Raw genomic sequence first — 19653 nt, 5'->3', positions numbered from 1 at the left:
TTGGTTCACTCAAGCGTTCACTTTATCTTCCGTAGATGTTTCTTCCCCTGTTTGCGCTGAAAAAGCTTATCTCACACGACGTGATCAGGCTATGGTAGCGTTTTTCCCTGATCTCTCTCTTTAGGTAAAACCATGGTGGATACCGCACTTTTTTATCAAAACCTCATTCCTTTACAGGGTTTTCGGCAAATCACTCAGGGGGAAGGGTTTACGCGCTTGCCCGATGACTGGCACATCGCGGTCAGTGATGTACAAAACTCTACAGGGGCCATTGAGGGTGGGCGCTATAAAGAGGTGAATATCTCTGGTGCCATGGCGATTATCGCCTTGCTTAATCTGGCTGGGGAGGAGGAGTTGCCCTTTGTCTTCGGGGGGGATGGCGCATCTATTTTGATCCCGCCCCATCTGCTGGATCAGGCCTCCTCGGTATTGGCTGAAACCGCCAGTAAGGTGTTGGAAGCTTATGGATTGGTGCTCAGGGTGGGGGTGGTCCCTATGCATCAGGTCACTGCGGCAGGGGAGCAGGTGGCATTGGCCAAAGTTTTGGTGGGGGAGGGGTACCATCAAGCGGTTTTTCGTGGGGGAGGTATGGCCTATGCTGAAGATCTGGTCAAGGATCCGGTGGCGGGTAAGCCTTATCGGCTGCCCGAGGTAACGCCCGCCCAGCAGGCCAACTATGATGGGTTGGAGTGCCGCTGGCAGGACATCCCTAGCCCCCAGGGGGAGACCGTTAGTCTGCTGGTTAAAGTGACCACGACTGAGCTGGAAGCCGGTATGCTGCACTATGGGGAGGTGTTGGATATGATCAACCAAACCTATGGGCAGGAGACCGAGCGCCACCCCATTTCATTGGCGGGGTTGAATCTCTCTTTCTCTAAGCAGCGTCTACAGCAGGAATCCAAACTCTTTGCTCCGGGTAGTCTTTGGGCTCAAAAATTTTACCGCTTGAAGCTCAGGGTGAGTAATGCCCTGGGTGTGTTGTTGATGGACCTTAACCCCTTTTTAAAGAGCCCGTGGCGGAGATACCGGCAACGAACGGTGCAGGGGTGTGACTATCAAAAGTTTGATGGCATGTTGCGCATGGTGGTTTCGGGGCGCACCAAGCAGCGTAAAAAGCTGGAAGCCTGGCTGCAGCAGGAGCAGGATAAAGGGCGGCTTGTCTATGGGTTGCATGTATCCGACCGAGCTTTAATGACCTGCCTTATCTTTCAAAGGCATGGGCGGCATGTGCATTTTGTGGATGGCGCCGATGGTGGCTATGCTTTGGCCGCCAAGTCACTGAAGGCTCAGTTGAAGCTAGGTTAAACCTATCTATTTGTTTCACTGCATATCTATGGTTCTAACCTGTGGCGTTAGATGGTATAGTGGCAGGCTGTTTTATAAATTCCGTTGGTTTGATCTGGACCCTCTGTCTGGATCTTGGGCGTAGAGCACATCATGATCACAATGACACTTTTGGGGGGGCTGATTTTGGCCGCCCTTTTGATCACGCATGGGGTTGGGGCTTGGTTTTCCCACCTTAACCATCAGCGCTGGTTTCAGCCACTACCACGTTCATTGGCGGATATGCGCGATGATGATCAGCAGCAGTTGGCGGTTCGGTACCATAGTGAGCGTTATCGGTTAGAGCGTATCTCTGGGGGTGTTGAGTTGCTGGCCATGGTGCTGTTTTGGTTGCTGGGGGGCTTTGCGTGGCTACAGCAGTGGAGCACAGGGTTTGGGTTTAACCCTATTTGGACCGGGCTGATTTTTATTGGCACATTGCTGCTGTTAAGTTCGGTGATGGGGTTGCCTTTTAATCTCTATGCGACCTTCTCCATTGAAAATCGCTACGGGTTTAACCGTACCAATTGGCAGACCTTTGTGATGGACCGGGTTAAAGGCACCCTGTTGGCACTGGCTCTTGGTGGACCTTTGTTAGCAGCGCTCTTGCTCTTTTTTCAATGGGCGGGGGGCTGGGGTTGGCTCTATGCCTGGGCACTGATTACCGCGGTATCCCTGTTTATCCAATATGTGGCGGCGACTTGGATTATGCCGTTATTTAACCGTTTTGATCCGCTGCCAGAAGGTGCGCTTAAGGTGCGTTTGCAGCAGTTGGCTGAACGGGCCCAGTTCCCTCTGCAAGGGATTTATCAAATCGATGGCTCCAAGCGCTCTTCCAAAGGTAACGCCTTTTTTAGTGGGTTTGGTAAACGGCGTCGTATCGCCTTGTTTGATACATTGATTGAAAAGCATGATGACGCGGAGCTGGAAGCGGTACTGGCCCATGAGATTGGCCATTATAAAATGAACCATGTCTTTAAACGTACGGGCATGGGGATTGTGCATACCGGTTTGTTGCTGTTTCTTATGGGGCTGGCCATCGAGCAACTTCCACTTTTTCAGGCGTTTGGTATAGAACAGACTTCTGTCTATGGTGGTTTGGTCTTCTTTGGTATTCTCTACACACCTGTAGAGATGGTGCTTGGGGTCGCGTTTAACGGGCTCTCTCGTACCCATGAGTATGAAGCGGATCACTATGCGGCAGAGTTAACCAACGGGGCTGTTCTAGGGGCTGCATTAAAGCGTCTGCACAATGACAATTTAGCCCATTTGAACCCTCATCCAGGATATGTAGCTTTACACTATTCGCACCCACCCCTGATTGAACGATTGCGTGCACTTGGTTGAAACGTGCATAATGTCACACGCTGTCGTAAAAAAGTGCGGAACATTGGGGCATCCATGGTGATTTCATGACTGTAAGTAAAAAGCAAAATTCAGCAGCACAAGCATCCAAAGATCAAAGTCTAAGGATGATGCGTACCCTGCTGGAAAATAGCCACGAAGGTATTTTGATTCTTGATGCAAGGGGCATGGTGCGTCAGGCTAATCAAGCCTTTATGAATATGACTGGTCTTAAGCAGGGCTCACTAAACGGTCAGCATATCTTACGTTTGATGCCAGATGAGTTCCGTGAGCAAACACTAGAAAATATCCGTGAAGAGCTGTGGCAAAGTGGCTTTTGGCAAGGTAGCCTCTCCCAATCAATCGGAGATGGTAAGCAGCTTACGGTCGATTTAAAAGTCAGTGCTGTACTGCCCCCCGATGGTCAGGTTCGCTACTATATTGCGCAGTTACGTGGCAGTTCTTTGGTGGCAGAGCCTACGATCTCGCCTGAAGAAAACCGTGATGATCTAACGGGTTTGCCCAGCCGTATTCTGTTTGAAGACCGTTTGCAGCAAGCTATCTCCCAGGCTAAACGGCATAAAAACTGTGTTGGGGCGATGTTCCTGGGGTTGGATACCGAGCGTATTAAGCTGATTCAAAACTCGCTGGGGCAAGCGGCGACGGATGAATTGATCAAAGAGGTAGCGGTTCGACTGGATGACTGCTTGCGTACCACAGACTCGGTGGCGCGGATTGGTGAAGATAGCTTTGCGCTGCTGCTCTCGGACCTGAATGGTCATAAAGATGCTGTGCGTAACTCATCTGTGGTCGCCCGTAAAGTTTATGAGTCTCTGGTGGCACCTGTTGAAGTGCTGGGACAGCCGGTAGAGATTAATGCCGCCATGGGTATTACCCTGTTCCCGCAGGATGGTGAGGCCCCGCGTGAGCTGCTGACAAATGCAGAAACCGCGTTGAACCATGCCCGCCAACGTGGCTGGAACAACTATCAGTTCTTCTCATCCGAGATGACCGAAGCGGCCCGTGAACGTTTTGAGCTGGAAACCAGCCTGCGTCAGGCCATTGATAAAGATGAGCTGATTCTCTACTACCAACCGCAAGTCGATCTGCATGATGGTTCCATTATTGGGGCCGAGGCTTTGATCCGTTGGAAGCATTCTGAGCGCGGTTTGATCTCTCCTGGGCTATTTATTCCCGTGGCCGAAGAGACGGGTTTGATCGTACCCATTGGTGAGTGGGTCATGCGGACCGCGGTGAAGCAGATCGGTACTTGGCAGAAGATGGGCTTAAAGCCTGTGCGTATGGGGATTAACCTCTCCGCCCTACAGTTTAAGCGTCAGGATCTGGCTGCTCTGGTCAAAGAGTTGTTGGATGAGCACCAAGTAGACCCCTCTTTGGTGGATCTGGAGATCACCGAGAGTGCCATTATGGATGATGTCGATCGGGCCATTGATATGCTTAACCGTATCAGTGCACTGGGCGTTAAACTCTCTATTGATGATTTTGGTACCGGTTACTCCTCCCTTAGTCAGCTGCGTCAGTTCCCGTTCCAGACCCTTAAAATTGACCGTTCTTTTGTGACGGACCTGGAGAGCAGTGGTGATAAAGCCATTGTGAGTGCCATTATCGCCATGGCCCACAGTCTGGAGCAGACGGTTATTGTGGAAGGGCTGGAGACCAATGCTCAGCTTTCCATTATGAAAGAGCTCAAGTGTAATGAGATGCAGGGTTTCCTTTTCAGTAAGCCGCTGCCACCGGATGAGTTTACAGCGCTGCTACAAGAAGGGCGTAAATTGGAAGATTAACCACCGTGCCTACTCAGTAGGCCCGTGTGTGAAGGGTGTTGATTAAGAAAAAAGGGGGGGGCCATACGGTTCCCCCTTTTTTCGTGTCTTTGGGTGTTGGTATGAGCAGGTGGTTTAGGCGGTAAACCAAAAAATGAGGGTTACGCTATAAAGATGGCCTTGGGTGGAATTGTCCGCACACCCTGGATGGCAACTGTGTTAAGATTACCGTCCGTTTGATGGCTTTGGCATTGAGGGATGGATCCATGGAGATCGGTTGAGCAAGCCCTGTTTTGGGTTATAGAGCCTCACCGATCTCCATGGACCCCAGTTCATGCTGCTAAGAAGACGTGGCACCCACATGGGTGTTGCGCCCATATGTCTGTTTACATTTTCATGTCTTCGGTTTTACGACTGCAATCCCACTATGCGGAAAAACGGGACAAAGAGAGTATCAATAGCCTGCCTGTGGTGCGTTGGGATGGCGACATTCACCTGATTAGTCGGGATGAAGAACTGCCCCAAGCCATAGAAGCACTGCGCCAGGAAAAAGTGCTGGGTTTTGATACTGAAACACGCCCTTCATTCCGTAAAGGTACCAGCTATGACCCCACGTTAATCCAATTGGCGGGGCATAAGGTGGTCTACCTTTTTCAAATTACCCAGCTGCAGGATCATACCCTTTTGGCCGCACTGTTGGCCGACCCTGAGATCTATAAGGTTGGGGTTGGGCTGAGCCAAGATATCCGCCAACTCCAGGCTATTTTCTCTTTTGAGCCGGGTGGTTTTGTGGATGTGGGGGAGACAGCGCGTCATAGTGACATCGCCAATCGGGGATTGCGCAGTATGGCGGCGGCTTTTTTTGATGTGCGTATCTCCAAACGAGCCCAATGTTCCAATTGGGCTTTGGAGCAGCTGCAACCTTACCAGATAACCTACGCTGCGACCGATGCCTGGATAAGCCGGGAACTCTATGTCGCGTTGGCCGAGATGTCTTTGGTTGATGTGCAGCGGGATAAGGCCATTTTACAGCCGGTTAAACCCAAACGACCACCCCGGCGGGGGCGACGGCGTCCGCTACCCAAAACGCCAAACTCTGAGTCCTAAAGTGACGGCTGCTTAATGGGGGCGTAGAGCTTGGAGCTTGTCAGGTAGGGCGTCTGGTTTACGTTTAGAGACCAGGCGGTCCATTTGGCTTTGTACTTCATCCCAGGCTAAAATAAGCCGCCCCAGTTTGTCACGCATCTGTGCCAGCTCTACAGATTCCGGCTCACCCGCGTCCAACTTTTCCTGCTCAGCTTGTTCCAGCTGTTGCATGGCGTTCATGCCTGAAAGTAGAGCCTGTTTGGTCTGCTCAGCAATCCAGGCAATACGTTCGAGTTGTTCAGCACTTAAGCGATCCTGTTGGGGGTCTGGGGCTCTCTTGGCCATGCTTAACTCTTATTCTGCCGTCGCATAGAGACGATCTTTTTATTGCGTTTGTAGACTTCTTCATTATGCTATCGACCAAAAATGAACAACCATAAGGTTTGCTTTGTAACCAGCCTTGAATTTAGGTCACTCAACTAGCAGCCGTATCTATTCTTTTAGAAATAACCTGTTAATAGAGAGTTCCCTGTTATGTTCCCTGGATCATCCGCAGTAGGTGCGGTTTTGTGGCTTTTGGTCGCTGTGGCCAGCTTTGCTGTGCCACCCTCTGCCTCTGCAAATAGTGCTGAACAACAGCCTGATACCACCACGACAGCACGTGTTGAAGGGTATATGCACACCGATCTGGTGCGGGCTTTGGGGCCCTCCCAGGATGGTCAGTTTTTTCTAACGGCATCGGATGATAAAACCGCACGGTTGTGGAATGACCAGGGCCAGCTCTTAAAGGTTTACCGTCCACCAATCGCTTTTGATCGGGCCGACGGTAAGCTTTATGCCTCTGCGCTTTCCCCCAACGGACGGGTATTGGCCCTGAGTGGTTGGACAGGGTGGTCATGGGATAAACGGATCAGCATCTATTTAATGACGGTGCATGATGGCAAAATGATCCGCCGTATTGTGGATCTGCCGGCTCAGGTTAATCATCTGGCCTTTAATAAAGATGGCAGCATGCTGGCGGTGGCTTTGGGCGAGAAAAACGGATTTCGGGTGTATCGAACCAGTGATGGGGTGTTGCTCGGTGGGGACCGTAGCTTTGCAGGTACGTGTAACCGTGTGGCGTTTGCGCCCAATGGTCAGTTGGTCGCCAGTGCGTATGATGGCAAGGTACGGCTCTACAGCCGTCACTTTCAGCTGAGTCATCAGGTCATCCCTGTTGAGGGTGGGCAACCGTATGATGTGCGCTTTTCCCCGGATGGGCGCTACCTGGCCGTCGCTTACCGGGACCGGGCTATGATACAGGTACTGGCTGGTAAGGACCTGACCTTTAAATATGCCCCGGATATGTCGGATGTAAAAACCGGGGCGATGCATCTGGTTACCTGGAGCCAGAAAGGGCGTTACCTCTATGGTGGGGGTACGGCCTCTGTTGGGGGGCGCTACTTTATCCGAAAATGGGCCCGTGGTGGGGTACCCAAAGGGTCACAAAAAGCCCGGTATTTGGATATTCCTGTCGGGGCAGATACGGTCATGGCGATGGCTGCATTGGCCAAGGAGAAGTTAGCTTATACCACCGCAGACCCTGCACTTGGGGCGCTGGATGAGTATGGCTTTAACAGCTTTCTTTTAAAACGTCCCCATGCGGACTTTAGAGGGCTTGGCGATCGCCTGAAGCTGTCATCGAATGGGGCGGTTGTTCAATTTTCCTTAGATAGTGGCGGTAAGCGACTCCGGCATTTCGATTTTTCAGATCTAGCCATGCGTCAGGTTGATCCGGAGTTGGTGTTGCATGGCCCCTCTAGAAAAAGTCCTCTGATTAAGGTCCAGCGTTCTGGTGATACCCTGATTGTGGATGGAAAAACCAAGCTGGCGTTGGATGAAGGCGAAAAACTGCTGGATTATGCCGTCTCTCTTCGGGTGCCATTGGTAGCCTTAATGACCTCTCGGGGGGTGCGTCTGCACCATGCGAATGGGGGTCTGTTCTGGAAGGCTAAACTGAATACGCCTCCCTTGTTCATCAATCTAACTCGGGATAACCGCTATGTGGTGGTGGCCAGTCGGGATGGTGTGATCCGCTGGTTACGCGTGCAGGGGGGCGGAGTGGTGGTCTCGCTGTTCCCTCATCGTAATGGGCAGTCCTGGATTAGCTGGAACAGCCATGGGTACTATGCGGCCTCTCCTGGTGCTGATGGACTGTTGGGGTGGCACACCAATGCAGGCAAGGGTAAAGAGGCGCGCTTTGACCCCATCTCCAACTTTAAAGCCACCCGGTTACGACCCGCACAGATTAAAGCCACCTTCCGTTAATCTCATAAGATCGGGGAGGGGGTGCCGTGCCGGTAGGGGGATGGTGCTCAATAGAGTATAGACTGGCGCGTGTTGGGCTTGGGCACCCTTTATCTTATGGGGAGGGTGCTAAGTCGGAGGCTTTAGCGCAAGGTGCCAGGTGCTGTTGACCACCGTGGCTCTTGGAGCTGTTCTATCAGCTGTTCAAGGGGCTGGGGGCGGCTGAAATAGTAGCCTTGTAGCTCCTTACACCCCTGTTCACTCAAAAAATCAGCTTGGGCTTGGGTCTCAACACCTTCGGCCACCACATTTAGGTTAAGATGTTCGGCCATGGCCAGTACCGTGGAGACAATGGCTTTATCACTCTGCTCCTTCTCAAGATGAATTACAAAGGAGCGGTCAATCTTCAGGGTCTGAATAGGCAGTTGTTTAAGATAAGCCAGGGATGAATAGCCTGTGCCAAAGTCATCCATAGCGATGGATAGTCCCATGGCACGCAGTTGGTGGATGGTTTTAACCGCATCCTGCACATTCCCCATCACCATGCTTTCGGTGATCTCCAGCTCAAGATGCTTTGGATCCAGTTGTGCTTCATCCAGTGCGGTTTGAATGGCTTCAATCAACTGTTTGGGGTTGTTGAACTGCTTGGCCGATAGGTTGACGGCAACCCGGATCTCTGTCCAGCCTTGCTGGATGAGCTTAATGGTTTCTTGGCAAGCCTGTTTTAAAATCCAATCACTCATGGGTAGGATCAACCCCACATCTTCAGCCAGAGGAATGAAATCCCCTGGGGATATCAAACCATGCTCTGGATCTTGCCAGCGGATAAGGGCCTCCATGCCTAAAAGGGTACCGTGTTGACCACACACCTTGGGCTGATAGTAGAGCTGGAACTGACCTTTATCCAAGGCACTACGCATACGGCTCTCTAAAGCCATGCGTCGTTGAGCCTTATGGTTCATTTCTGAGGTGAAGAAGCGGAACCCGCCGCGTCCATCCGCTTTGGCTTGGTGCAGGGCAGAGTCGGCATTTTTGAGCAATATTTCGGCTTCTGTACCATCTTGGGGGTAGAGCGCTAAACCGATAGAGGATTGGATGAAGACCTCATACCCTTCAAAGTAGAAGGGTGCTCTGAGGGCTTCCAATGTACGCTGGGCGACCTCAACAGCGGCATCGTTATCCTGGCAGTCCACTAAGATAATGGTGAACTCATCCCCCCCCATGCGTGAGATGGTGGCATGGCTGCCCATCTGGTACTCACCACGGGCAATGGTATCCTCTTCACGCAAACAGTCAGACAGACGTAGGGCAACCTCTTGCAGCAGACGATCTCCCACCACATGGCCCATGGTGTCGTTAATATCTTTAAAATGGTCCAGATCCAAAAACATCAATGTAAAGTGTTCCCCTGTACGTTTAGCCAGGGTCATTTGATGCTGTAGACGGTCCTGGAACAGGGTGCGGTTGGGCAGGTCGGTTAGTGGATCAAAACGGGCCAGTTTCTCCAGTGCGGCTTCATCCGCTTTACGTTGGCTGATGTCGGAGAAAATGGAGACAAAACGGGTGAGCACACCCGCTTCGTTGTGCACACTATTGATGGTGAGCCATTTAGGGAAGACCTCTCCATTTTTGCGACGGTCCCAGACCTCACCGCTCCAGTAGCCATCACTGGTAATGGCTTTCCACATTTGGGTGAAAAAGCTGGCATCATGCCGGTCTGACTTCATCATGGCAGGGTTTTGCCCCAGCACCTCATCACGGGCATACCCAGTGATCTGGCAGAAAGCCTCATTGACCTCTAAAATGGTGCCGTGGGTATCGGTAATCATCACCCCTTCACTGGTGTTACGAATAACCTCATGACTTAACTGTAGGTGATCCTGCATGCGCTGGCGTTGCTCAATTTGCCTTTGCAACTGCTGGTTGGTCTTCTCCAATTGTTGTGTTCGGTTCTGAATGCGCTGTTCCAGTGTTTCGTTGATCTGCATGAGCTGATCATTGGCCGACTCCAGCTCTTTTTCCAGTGCTTTACGCGGGGTAATGTCCAGAGAGACCCCGAGTAAATGCGTTGGGGTGCCGTCGCTGTCATGGATCACACTTTTAAAGGTGTGGAGATAACGGGGGCCGTTGCGGGTTTGTATGGCCTCTTCTGGAATCTCCAACGTTTCACCGCTGTCGAGGACATGACGATCTTTTTGAACAAAAAAATCGGCCTCTTGGGGCGGGAAAAAGTCGTAGTCATTTTTTCCAATCATCTCTTGGCGGGAGATGCCCAGCAATGCTTCCCCTGCCTTGTTGAAGCGTGCAAAGCGCAGATCCTTAGCCTCTTTTATAAACACCATGGTCGGTATGGCTTCAACAATGGCGTCGAGAAAGAGATTGGAGAGTGCCAGCTCCTGTTCCAGCTCGGTATGGGCGGTGGTGTCGTGAAGGGCGATAATCCGCTTAAATGTCTGTCCCGGTAAGCGCTCAGATGCTCGGAACTCCATGGTGAGTGGGCGTTCTTGGTGCGTACCGTTAAAGCGTAAGGTCAGTGGGTGCTCGGCCGGTTTGGAAAAAAAGGTGACATAGTTTTGTTGGTAAAGAGGTTGATCCTCACCGTAAATCAGTACTTGTAGGGCTTGACCGAGTAGATCCTGCCTTGTATGCCCCATGGTTTTGGCAAAGGTCTCATTACAATCACAGATAAGACCTGTTTCATCCAGTAGCAGTTGACTGACCGGGTTATAGAGGAACAGTTGTTCGTGGTAATCATGGGGGGTGTGGGCTTGCGGAGGCGCCATTTTGTCTAATAGCGCGAGGATTTGCTGTTGTTCATGGGCGTCGGTGGGCGCTGTCGCCAGGAGATCTGTGATCTTTTGGCGCAGTGTGACCAAGGCGTCCGTAGCCATTAATCCGTTTCCTTATCCATTTGCCTCTAGGGTTGTATGGTCAAGTATTCCAAAGCGTTTGTTCTGCTCCAACGCTTTCGTGGGGCAATATGCCCGCTTCTTGTCCTGGGTGGTGACTATATTTAACAGATTATAAAAATTCGTTTTTTTAGGAATCTATCAAAAAGTCACAGTAGCATACCTGATTTACACAGAAAAAATCAATCCCCGGTTGCTGGTGGTGTGGTCGGCGCTTAGGCCTTTAGGGTGTGGGCCATTTGTGCCAGTGCCGCATGGTCTACCTTGCCGTTGGCCAGCATGGGTAGCGTGTCGACATGTACAACCCGACGGGGGACCAACAGCAGGGGGGAGCCCTCTTGCTGGGCATGGTTTAACAGGGACTCTCGGCTACATGCTGGTGTTTCACTAAACAGTAAAACCCACTCCCCTTTTTTTTCACTGGGAAGACGCATCGCTGCGTGTTGATGATCGGGCCATAAACGGGTGGCTAAGCGCTCCACCGCTGCCAGCGAGACCATCTCTCCCCCAACCTTGGCAAAGCGTTTGGCGCGGCCATCAATGGTAATGGCGCCAAGCTTGTCGAGGATGACAATGTCCCCTGTATCATACCACCCCTCTTCATCCATCGGCGGTCTTTGGGCGTGCTTAGGGTGGCCGGGGCTTTTGGCGTTCAGGTACCCCATCATAACATTGGGGCCCTTTACTTGAAGCCGTCCGCCCTGATGAATGCCTTCGACAGGTTGGGTGCGGCAGGTGATCCCTGCGACCGGTCGACCAACCGATTCTGGGCGGTTGGCACCCGGTGTGTTCACCGAAATAACAGGAGAGCACTCGGTTGCCCCATAGCCTTGATAAACGGTGACACCAAAACGGGTCTGCCACTGGGCGATGGTGGTACTACGAACCGGTTCAGCGCCAGCAAAGACAAAGCGTATGCTGCTAAAGTCTCCCGCTTTGGCCGTGCGGACATAGTTGGCCAAAAAGGTGTCGGTGCCTGCCATGACCGTGGGGCGGTAGCTGCGTCCTAAATGGCAAATGGCCTGCTGAGCCAGTGGTGAGGGGTGTTGATGCAGATGCATGCCCGTTAAAATCGGGGTCAGCGTACCCACGGTTAAACCAAATGCATGAAACATGGGGAGCGTGTTCAGATAGCGGTCGTGCCGATAAAGCGGTACCGATAGGGCGATTTGCTGAACATTTGCCAGCAAATTACCATGGCTCAGAACCACCCCCTTGGCCCGACCTTCACTGCCCGATGTGAACAGCACCACGGCAGGATCATTTGTTCCTATTTTGGTCTTGGGTTCAGATCGACCCAGGCGGTCGTACATGAGGTGAGCCGAGAGACCCCGTAGCTTGTGAGCAAGTGTGATCTCGGCCTTAAGATCTTCTAAAAAGAGGATCTGCACATGGGCCTGCATGGGCTCAACCGTGCTCTCTAACCCAGCTTTTTTAACAAAGGCGCGTGAGGTGAGTATGGTTTGGATGTCAGCTGTCTTACAGGCGCTTAACATACCTCTTGGGCCTGCGGTAAAGTTAAGCAGTGCCGGTATGCGTCCAGTTGCTGTCAAAGCCAGCAGGGTGACCATGCTGCCAATAGAGCTGGGTAGCATCAAGCCAATACAGCTATCTTTAGGCGTTTCTTGAGCCAACAGTGTGGCCAAAATACGGCTGTTACGCAGCAGGGTCGGGCCATCCAATTTTAGACCTGTACTGTCACTGAACTGCTGTCCTTTGTTCTGCATTAAGGCGCCCTGTGCCGCCCCCCAAATGGTGTGCGGTGGTTGCTCTAATGTACCTGCTAAACGGGTTTTGCGCAGTTGATCAACCAGCTGGTGATGCAGCGGCTCCCCTTCACTTTGAGGGGTAAAGAGAGTGCCAAAATGGAGGATCTTCTGACCATTCCAGGTTTGAAATAGGGCAACAGGCTGAATGGGGCAGTCAAGCTGTGCCGCTAGGGCCACAACCTCAGGCGCCAGACGGTCAAACCCGCCTGGGGCTGGTGCTTGGTTGTGGGCGTTACACAAGGCGTGCCCACCCATGTTCAAAAAGGTCAAAAAAGAGCCCCAACGGCTACTGCTGTGGGCGTTTAGCCTAAAACAGTTGCGCCCAGGCCAGCTGGCCGAAGAGGGGATAACCCCTTCATGGGTAAACTGAATACCCGCACAGCTCTTGGGCAGGTGCTGTAACAATGTGGCAGGGTGCTGTGTGGTTTCGTTATGCAGCAGAAACAAACAGGGGCCTTGCTCAGGTTTTGACCCGGAAATATGCACATTCATAATATGCCCCGTGGGTGTTTCAAAAACGGCATCGATGATGCTCCCTTTTAGGATTGGTTGCTGGGGCGCAGTTTATCGATAATCTCCTGAGGGACAGGAGATTGACTGCGGCTAACCATACGTAGGAGCCGACGTTTTTGGGCAGAGGTTGGAGCCTGCAACACTTGTGCAGCATGCAGGGCCCCTTCGGTGTGTCCCGCCAGTTCAAAGGTGTTGAGCAGTGTATCGGCAATGTGCTCAATAAAGCCTTCTGGCAGTGTCTGATGCTGGGTAAGCAGGGTGTCGAGTTGGCGCGCGGCTTCCTGATACAGATTGCTGTTGAGAAAAGTCAGCGCTTTAAGCAGGTGTAGCTCAACATCTTCAGGAAATTGATCCGACAAGCTGTTAAGCATGCGGATGCCCCGTCCCCCATGCCCGCGCACATGATACACATAGGCATGGGCTTTCATGCGCTCGGTCTCATCAAAGTGGGTGCGCTTTTGTGATAAAAACGGGGCCATGGTCTCTAGAAATTGCTCCGTTCGGCTGGACCAACTGCTCTTTTGCACCCGTTTAAGGGCAGCCTCACTGAGCTGATGCCAGCGCGGGCCTTCCCCCAAAAGATTTTCCAAACGATGGAGCAGGTCGTGCTCATCTTGAAAAATGATGCACTCTTGATCAGGCCGTAAATCACCCTCCAGCCCTGAAAAATGGCTGGTACAGGGGACGGCACCACAGGCTGCGGCTTCCAGGGGGGTTGGGCTAAATACATCTTGCTCCCCTTGGTGCAAGACCACACGGCTGCGTTGATAGAGTTGGGCCCGCTCTTGAGCCGATGCCTTTGTGGTAAACTGAACCCGGTAGCCTTGATCTTTGAGCAGGGCGTGTAGGACGGATCTTAACGGGTACTCATCGGCACTGGCACCCCCAACAAAGGCGAGGTCCAGATCGCGACTTTGGCTGGAGCGGTTGAACTGTTCCAGGTCCACCCCGTCCGCGGCACTATAGACGGCCGGGTGGCCGTTACGGCGCATGGAATCTATCAAATGGGGGGAGGGCAGAAAAATCGCATCAAAAAGTTTCCCGTATTCCATTTGCCAGTGGATCTGTTGATGGGCGTTCGTGGCATAATAAAAAGCGGGTAGTGTCAGTCCAATTAACCCTTGAGGATAAAAATCCTCACTCTCAATCTGTAAAATGGCATCCGGTGTAAAACCGCGTTCATCCAGCGTGCTGAGCAGGTTCTCCATCGGGGTGGTGGTATCGCAGGGTAAAAAAGGTAGCGTGTCTAACGATCCCTCTTCCCCGGGTCCCGCCAGATAGATATCTGCCTGTTGGGATAGGGCCTGAATGCGGGCCGTGTGGGTCGCGTAGCCTGCCTGAGAGATGAGAACTAAGAGTGCTGCTTGCTGACCCATGAACCATTTTCCATCTATAAAAGGAGAGAGGGGTGTCGTGTTGGTTGATACCTCATATCAGAACATCCACTCTAAAAAATAGCGCAAAATGGGGTGTTAAGCCAATGGCTGTCACCCATATTGATTGGAGAAGGTCCCATGCGTATAACCCCTTCGCCCTATCCTGGGCGTTATTGGCACTGGCAAGAAGATGGCCGTATGGCCTGTGTGCTCTGCCCCAGGCGCTGTGTACTTAAAGATGGACAGCGTGGGCTCTGTTTTGTGCGTCGGCGCGTTGGTGAGCAGATGATTTTGGAAACCTACGGTCGTTCCAGCGGCTTTTGTGTGGACCCGATTGAAAAAAAGCCACTCAACCATTTTTTGCCGGGTACGCCTATCCTCTCTTTTGGCACAGCAGGGTGCAATCTTACCTGTAAATTTTGCCAAAATTGGCACATTAGTAAATCCAAACAGATGGATGAGGTGGCAGATCAAGCCTCACCGGAAATGATCGCTCAGGCAGCGGCAGCTACCAAAAGCCGGAGTGTGGCCTATACCTATAATGATCCGGTGATTTTTTTAGAATATGCGGTGGATGTTGCCCAGGCCTGCCATGAAAAAGGGATTAAATCTGTTGCGGTCACAGCAGGGTATATTGAACCTGAGCCCGCCGAAGTTTTTTTTCGGGATATGGACGCCGCCAATGTGGATCTTAAGGCCTTTACCGAGCGTTTTTACCATAAACTATGTGGCGGGCACCTGGATGCTGTGAAGGAAACTTTGGTCTATCTGAAGCACCACACAGATGTTTGGTTTGAGCTGACCACCTTGTTGATCCCAGATGAAAATGATGGGGAAGCTGAGTTACAAGAGATGACCCAGTGGGTGGTTGAGGCTTTGGGGCCTGATGTGCCCATGCACTTTACGGCCTTTCATCCCGATTTTCGTATGCAGGATAAAAGCCGTACACCCGCCACAACCCTCAGCCGGGCACGTACCATCGCCTTGGCCAATGGTGTGCGCTATGCGTATACCGGTAATGTCACTGATGCTTCTGGGGGCAGTAGTTATTGTCATCAGTGTGGAGAACGGTTGATTGATCGTAACCGATATGTGCTCAGCGGTTGGCGGCTGGACGGTCAAGGGTGTTGCAAAAAATGTGGTACTGCTCTGGCCGGGCGTTTTGAAGAAAAACCAGGAACCTGGGGGGCGCGGCGGGTGCCGATTCGCTTTAAACCCAACTAAAGCACCGCTCTAGGGTAACAAAGGGTAAATTAGGTTGTTAACGGTCCTGTTTGGCGGCATACTAATCCGGCTCTGAATGGACCGTCATTTTGTTGGTAATATTCTCCCTTTGTTTTTGGATGACCTTTTTTGTGGATGATGCGATGCGTGATCAAGCTGAGATCAACCAGGAATTGAAAAGTGCAGGCTTAAAAGCTACGGCCCCCAGGCGTAAAATTTTGGAGTTGTTCCAGGCCAATCCTGAGAGCCACTGGAGTGCTGAAGATGTCTACAAAACCCTGCTTGAAATGGGGGATGAGATCGGTCTGGCAACGGTCTACCGGGTTTTAACCCAGTTCGAACAGGCTGGTCTGTTAACCCGTCATCACTTTGAGGCAGGAAAAGCGATTTTTGAGCTCAGTGGTGGTGGGCATCACGACCATTTTGTCTGCATGGATTGTGGCCATGTGGAAGAGTTCTTTGATCAGCAGATTGAGGATCGCCAAAACCAACTGGCGGAGGATCGTGGTTTTAAAGTCACGGCACATGCGCTCTATCTGTATGTAAACTGTATTCGTGAAAACTGCCCCAATCGAAAGTAAATAAGCCCGATATCCGGCTTTGCCAAATATCAACCGTCCTATGGCTAAAATAGGGCGGTTTTTTTATGGGTTTTTTCCACCTCATGGCTGCCTTGTGCTAGGCTTGTTCATTGGTCTCTCTTTGTGCAAGGTCCGGGGTCTATGTGGTTTAATTGGAAATCTATTTGGCTGCTCTGTCTGCTGAGCTTCTCGGCCGGACAAGCGGGTGCTGAGCAACCCATTACTTGGATGCACCCAGACTATCCTCCCTCCTTTATTGTTAAAGGTCCGGCCCAAGGCCTGGGCATGCTTGATGGTATTGAAAGGTTTGTTCAGCAGCAGTTGCCTGAGCACCTTCATCAAACCCGACAAGGCAACATGAAGCGTATTGTGGCGATGATGGCCGCGGGACGCCATACCTGCGCGGCAAGTCTGTTTAAAACACCAGAGCGTGAAAAGATTATCCATTTTTCAAAACCCTATTTGGTGGTTCTGCCGCCACGCATTGTCATTCGCAAAAAAGATCAGGAGAAGTTTAAACCCTACCTCAATCAAGCGGGGGCAGTCTCTTTAAAGCATCTGTTACAGGCCAGCCCTTTTCGCTTTGGCTTCGCCTCTGGTCGTGCCTATGGCAAAGGGTTTGATGGGGTTATTCAAGATCAGACTCATCCGGGTAATAGTGAAGAGCTGCATACGCTGACGCTGTCACAGGATGTTTTTCAGATGATTGCAGCAGGTCGTCTGGACTATACGGTGGCCTTTAGCTATGAACTCTCCTATTTTGGACGCGATACCCAGCGGCAAGGGGCTTTTATGACCATTCCCGCTGTAGAAGCGCCGGGGGTTCTGCATAACTATATGGGGTGCGATAAAACGCGGTGGGGTGCTCAGCGTATTGCGGAGATTGATCAAATACTGTTACGCGCTCGAACGGAAAGAGGATTTTATGGATCCTATTATGCCTGGTTAAGTAGGGAGGATCAGCAGCTCTATCGTACTTTGGTTACACAGCATTATGGTCAATCTGCGGCAACGGTCGAGTAGAGGCTGCTTCATGGAACATGCTTCAAAAATCTTACTGATTGAGGACTCTGAGTCCTTTGTCAAACTCATGTCTATAAAGATCCAAAAACGGGGCTATGCACTAGAGGTGGCAGGGAGTAAGGCTGAGGCCGAGCAGCTGCTGGCACAAGATGCACAGCGTTTTTTTATCACCATTGTGGATATGCAGTTACCGGATGCGCTGGATGGAGAGATGGTGGACTATACCCTCTCTAAGGGGATCCCCTCAGTGGTTTTTGCGGGTACTTTTGATGCAGAAATGCGGGCACAAATGTGGCGCAAGAAGGTGGTGGACTATGTGATTAAAGATAGTCCGGCCAGTGTCGCTTATGTTGTGGATTTATGCGAACGTTTGGACCGAAACCGATCGACCAAGGTTTTGGTGGTCGATGACTCAAAAAGTGCCCGTTATTTGCTGTCTACTTTATTAAAAATACATAATTTTCAGGTTTTTCAGGCGGTGGATGGGGAACAAGCCCTGGCTGTATATCAGGAACATCCCGATATACGGTTGATCCTGACCGACTACAATATGCCCAATCTGGATGGTTTTGGCCTCATTAAAAAACTGCGTGCCAAAATCTCCCGGCGGACACTGGCTATTATTGGGGTTACCGCCAGTAATGACCCGGTGCTCTCGGCAAAGTTTATTAAATTTGGCGCCAACGATTATCTGAAAAAACCCTTCTCTGCGGAAGAGTTCTACTGCCGTATACATCTGAATATCGAGATGGTTGAACAGACTGAAGTAGGCTCTATGTAAAGCTTGTGTGCTTTAAAGGGGGAGGTTCTGTTTGATCGTGGGATCATCAAGGGTGTTGCGGTTTTTTGCCTTCGTACAAAAGGGCCGCCAACAGAGGTTGGCGGCCCTTTGTATGTCCCGTCGGGTTTTAGAAAAAGCCCAGTGGGTTGATGTCGTAGCTGACCAGCATGTTTTTGGTCTGCTGGTAGTGATCCAACATCATCTTGTGGGTCTCACGTCCAACACCGGACTTTTTATAGCCACCAAAGGCTGCATGGGCGGGGTAGAGATGGTAACAGTTGGTCCATACACGACCGGCTTGAATGCCGCGTCCCATACGGTAGGCGCGGTTCATATCCCGTGTCCACACCCCGGCACCCAAGCCAAACTCAGAATCATTCGCAATGGCTAAGGCTTCCGCTTCATCTTTAAAGGTGGTGACCGAGACAACAGGGCCAAAGATCTCTTCCTGGAAGACCCGCATGCTGTTTTGCCCTTTTAACAGGGTTGGTTGGATGTAAAAACCACCCCCCATATCATCACCTACGTGATCTTTATCCCCCCCTGAAAGCACCGTGGCCCCCTCTTCACGGCCAATTTTCAGATAGCCCATAATTTTATCGAACTGTTCCTGGGATGCCTGAGCCCCAACCATGGTTTCGGTATCTAGGGGGTTGCCGCGTTTGATCAGTTTTGTGCGGGCGATCACCTTTTCAATAAAGGTGTCAAAGATCGACTCCTGCACCAACAAACGGGAAGGGCAGGTGCAGACTTCACCTTGGTTAAAGAAGGCCAGCACGGACCCTTCCACACACTTATCCAGATAGGTGTCCTCATGGTTGATCACATCTTCAAAATAGATGTTGGGCGACTTGCCGCCCAGTTCAACGGTAGAGGGGATAATATTCTCAGCAGCACACTTGAGAATATGGGAACCAACGGGGGTTGAGCCGGTAAAGGCAATTTTAGCAATGCGCTTATTGGAGGCCAGAGCTTGACCTGCCTCTGGGCCAAAACCGTTAACAACGTTCAACACACCGGGGGGGAGCAGATCTTCAATCAACTCCAGGAATTTAAGAATAGAGAACGGTGTCTGCTCAGCAGGTTTAAGCACAATACAGTTGCCAGTGGCCAAGGCAGGGGCAACTTTCCAGGCTGCCATGAGTAGGGGGAAGTTCCAGGGGATAATCTGGCCAACAACACCCAGGGGTTCATGAAAATGGTAGGCCACCGTGTTGCCGTCAATTTCAGACATGGTGCCTTCTTGGGCACGGATGCAACCCGCGTAGTAGCGGAAGTGGTCGGCACACAAGGGAACATCGGCGGCCATGGTTTCCCGTACCGCTTTACCATTATCCCACGTTTCGGCAACCGCCAGCATCTCCAGGTTTTGTTCAATACGATCCGCAATTTTTAACAACAGATTGCTGCGCTCGGTGACCGATGTACTGCCCCAGGCATCTTTGGCGGCATGGGCGGCATCCAATGCGGCTTCAATATCTTCGGCGCTGCTGCGGGGGATCTCACAAATTTTTTCACCAGTTACAGGGGTGGTGTTATCAAAATAGACCCCTTTGATGGGGGCAACCCATTTTCCACCAATAAAGTTGGCATAGCGATCTTTAACTGAAACCAAGGACTCTGGTTGGCCTGGGGGCGTGTAAATCATCGTTGC

The 19653-nt window shown here is 51.5% G+C and carries 14 protein-coding genes; 9 read left to right on the top strand and 5 right to left on the bottom strand.

Features of this window, described 5'->3' with window-relative positions; genetic code table 11:
• Positions 1-132: 132 nt before the first annotated feature.
• The 4 genes from V5T57_RS10935 to V5T57_RS10920 all read left to right on the top strand — a co-directional run bounded on the left by V5T57_RS10935 (position 133) and on the right by V5T57_RS10920 (position 5558).
• Positions 133-1305 (top strand): DUF3095 domain-containing protein, encoded by a 1173-nt coding sequence (locus tag V5T57_RS10935; protein WP_332891252.1) that lies wholly within the window; start codon positions 133-135, stop codon positions 1303-1305.
• Between the two features lie 132 nt (positions 1306-1437).
• Positions 1438-2670 carry a M48 family metallopeptidase gene (locus V5T57_RS10930; protein ID WP_332891251.1) on the top strand — a complete coding sequence of 411 codons (1233 nt, stop codon included), beginning with the start codon at positions 1438-1440 and terminating at the stop codon, positions 2668-2670.
• 65 nt (positions 2671-2735) lie between these two features.
• A complete protein-coding gene (locus tag V5T57_RS10925) occupies positions 2736-4472 on the top strand; it encodes a putative bifunctional diguanylate cyclase/phosphodiesterase (protein ID WP_332891250.1) in 1737 nt (578 codons plus the stop codon).
• Between the two features lie 357 nt (positions 4473-4829).
• Complete coding sequence (locus V5T57_RS10920) at positions 4830-5558, top strand: 3'-5' exonuclease (RefSeq protein ID WP_332891249.1); 729 nt, start codon at positions 4830-4832, stop codon at positions 5556-5558.
• 12 nt (positions 5559-5570) lie between these two features.
• On the opposite strand, the gene V5T57_RS10915 is transcribed toward V5T57_RS10920, so the two are convergent.
• The gene (locus V5T57_RS10915; RefSeq protein ID WP_332891248.1) at positions 5571-5882 is read right to left on the bottom strand and encodes a hypothetical protein; all 312 of its coding nucleotides are present in this window, start codon (positions 5880-5882) and stop codon (positions 5571-5573) included.
• 189 nt (positions 5883-6071) lie between these two features.
• Here V5T57_RS10915 and V5T57_RS10910 point away from each other — a divergent pair, with 189 nt between their 5' ends.
• The gene (locus V5T57_RS10910) at positions 6072-7844 is read left to right on the top strand and encodes a WD40 repeat domain-containing protein (protein WP_332891247.1); all 1773 of its coding nucleotides are present in this window, start codon (positions 6072-6074) and stop codon (positions 7842-7844) included.
• A 122-nt stretch (positions 7845-7966) separates the two neighbouring features.
• Here the strand turns inward: V5T57_RS10910 and V5T57_RS10905 are convergent, their stop codons facing one another.
• The 3 genes from V5T57_RS10905 to V5T57_RS10895 form a co-directional block, all read right to left on the bottom strand.
• Positions 7967-10714: an EAL domain-containing protein gene (locus V5T57_RS10905; RefSeq protein ID WP_332891246.1), complete on the bottom strand. Its 2748-nt coding sequence runs from the start codon at positions 10712-10714 to the stop codon at positions 7967-7969.
• A gap of 233 nt (positions 10715-10947) precedes the next feature.
• Positions 10948-12993: an AMP-binding protein gene (locus tag V5T57_RS10900; protein ID WP_332891245.1), complete on the bottom strand. Its 2046-nt coding sequence runs from the start codon at positions 12991-12993 to the stop codon at positions 10948-10950.
• Between the two features lie 47 nt (positions 12994-13040).
• Positions 13041-14390, bottom strand: coding sequence for a glycosyltransferase family protein (locus V5T57_RS10895; protein ID WP_332891244.1), 1350 nt, complete (start codon positions 14388-14390; stop codon positions 13041-13043).
• Positions 14391-14528: 138 nt separating this feature from the next.
• Here V5T57_RS10895 and amrS point away from each other — a divergent pair, with 138 nt between their 5' ends.
• From amrS to V5T57_RS10875, 4 genes are all read left to right on the top strand, one after another.
• The gene (gene amrS / locus V5T57_RS10890) at positions 14529-15614 is read left to right on the top strand and encodes an AmmeMemoRadiSam system radical SAM enzyme (RefSeq protein WP_332891243.1); all 1086 of its coding nucleotides are present in this window, start codon (positions 14529-14531) and stop codon (positions 15612-15614) included.
• A 143-nt stretch (positions 15615-15757) separates the two neighbouring features.
• Positions 15758-16195, top strand: a complete 438-nt coding sequence (fur, locus tag V5T57_RS10885; RefSeq protein WP_332891242.1) for a ferric iron uptake transcriptional regulator — start codon at positions 15758-15760, stop codon at positions 16193-16195.
• Positions 16196-16336: 141 nt separating this feature from the next.
• Positions 16337-17218 carry a TIGR02285 family protein gene (locus tag V5T57_RS10880; RefSeq protein WP_332891241.1) on the top strand — a complete coding sequence of 294 codons (882 nt, stop codon included), beginning with the start codon at positions 16337-16339 and terminating at the stop codon, positions 17216-17218.
• A 10-nt stretch (positions 17219-17228) separates the two neighbouring features.
• Positions 17229-17999, top strand: a complete 771-nt coding sequence (locus V5T57_RS10875; protein ID WP_332891240.1) for a response regulator — start codon at positions 17229-17231, stop codon at positions 17997-17999.
• Between the two features lie 127 nt (positions 18000-18126).
• Here the strand turns inward: V5T57_RS10875 and exaC are convergent, their stop codons facing one another.
• Positions 18127-19647: an acetaldehyde dehydrogenase ExaC gene (gene exaC, locus V5T57_RS10870; RefSeq protein WP_332891239.1), complete on the bottom strand. Its 1521-nt coding sequence runs from the start codon at positions 19645-19647 to the stop codon at positions 18127-18129.
• Positions 19648-19653: the final 6 nt, after the last annotated feature.

Origin of the sequence: Magnetococcus sp. PR-3, assembly GCF_036689865.1 — a bacterium.
Taxonomy (GTDB): domain Bacteria; phylum Pseudomonadota; class Magnetococcia; order Magnetococcales; family Magnetococcaceae; genus Magnetococcus.
The sequence above is the reverse complement of the archived record's forward strand: the minus strand, read 5'-3'. Positions and strand labels throughout refer to the sequence as shown.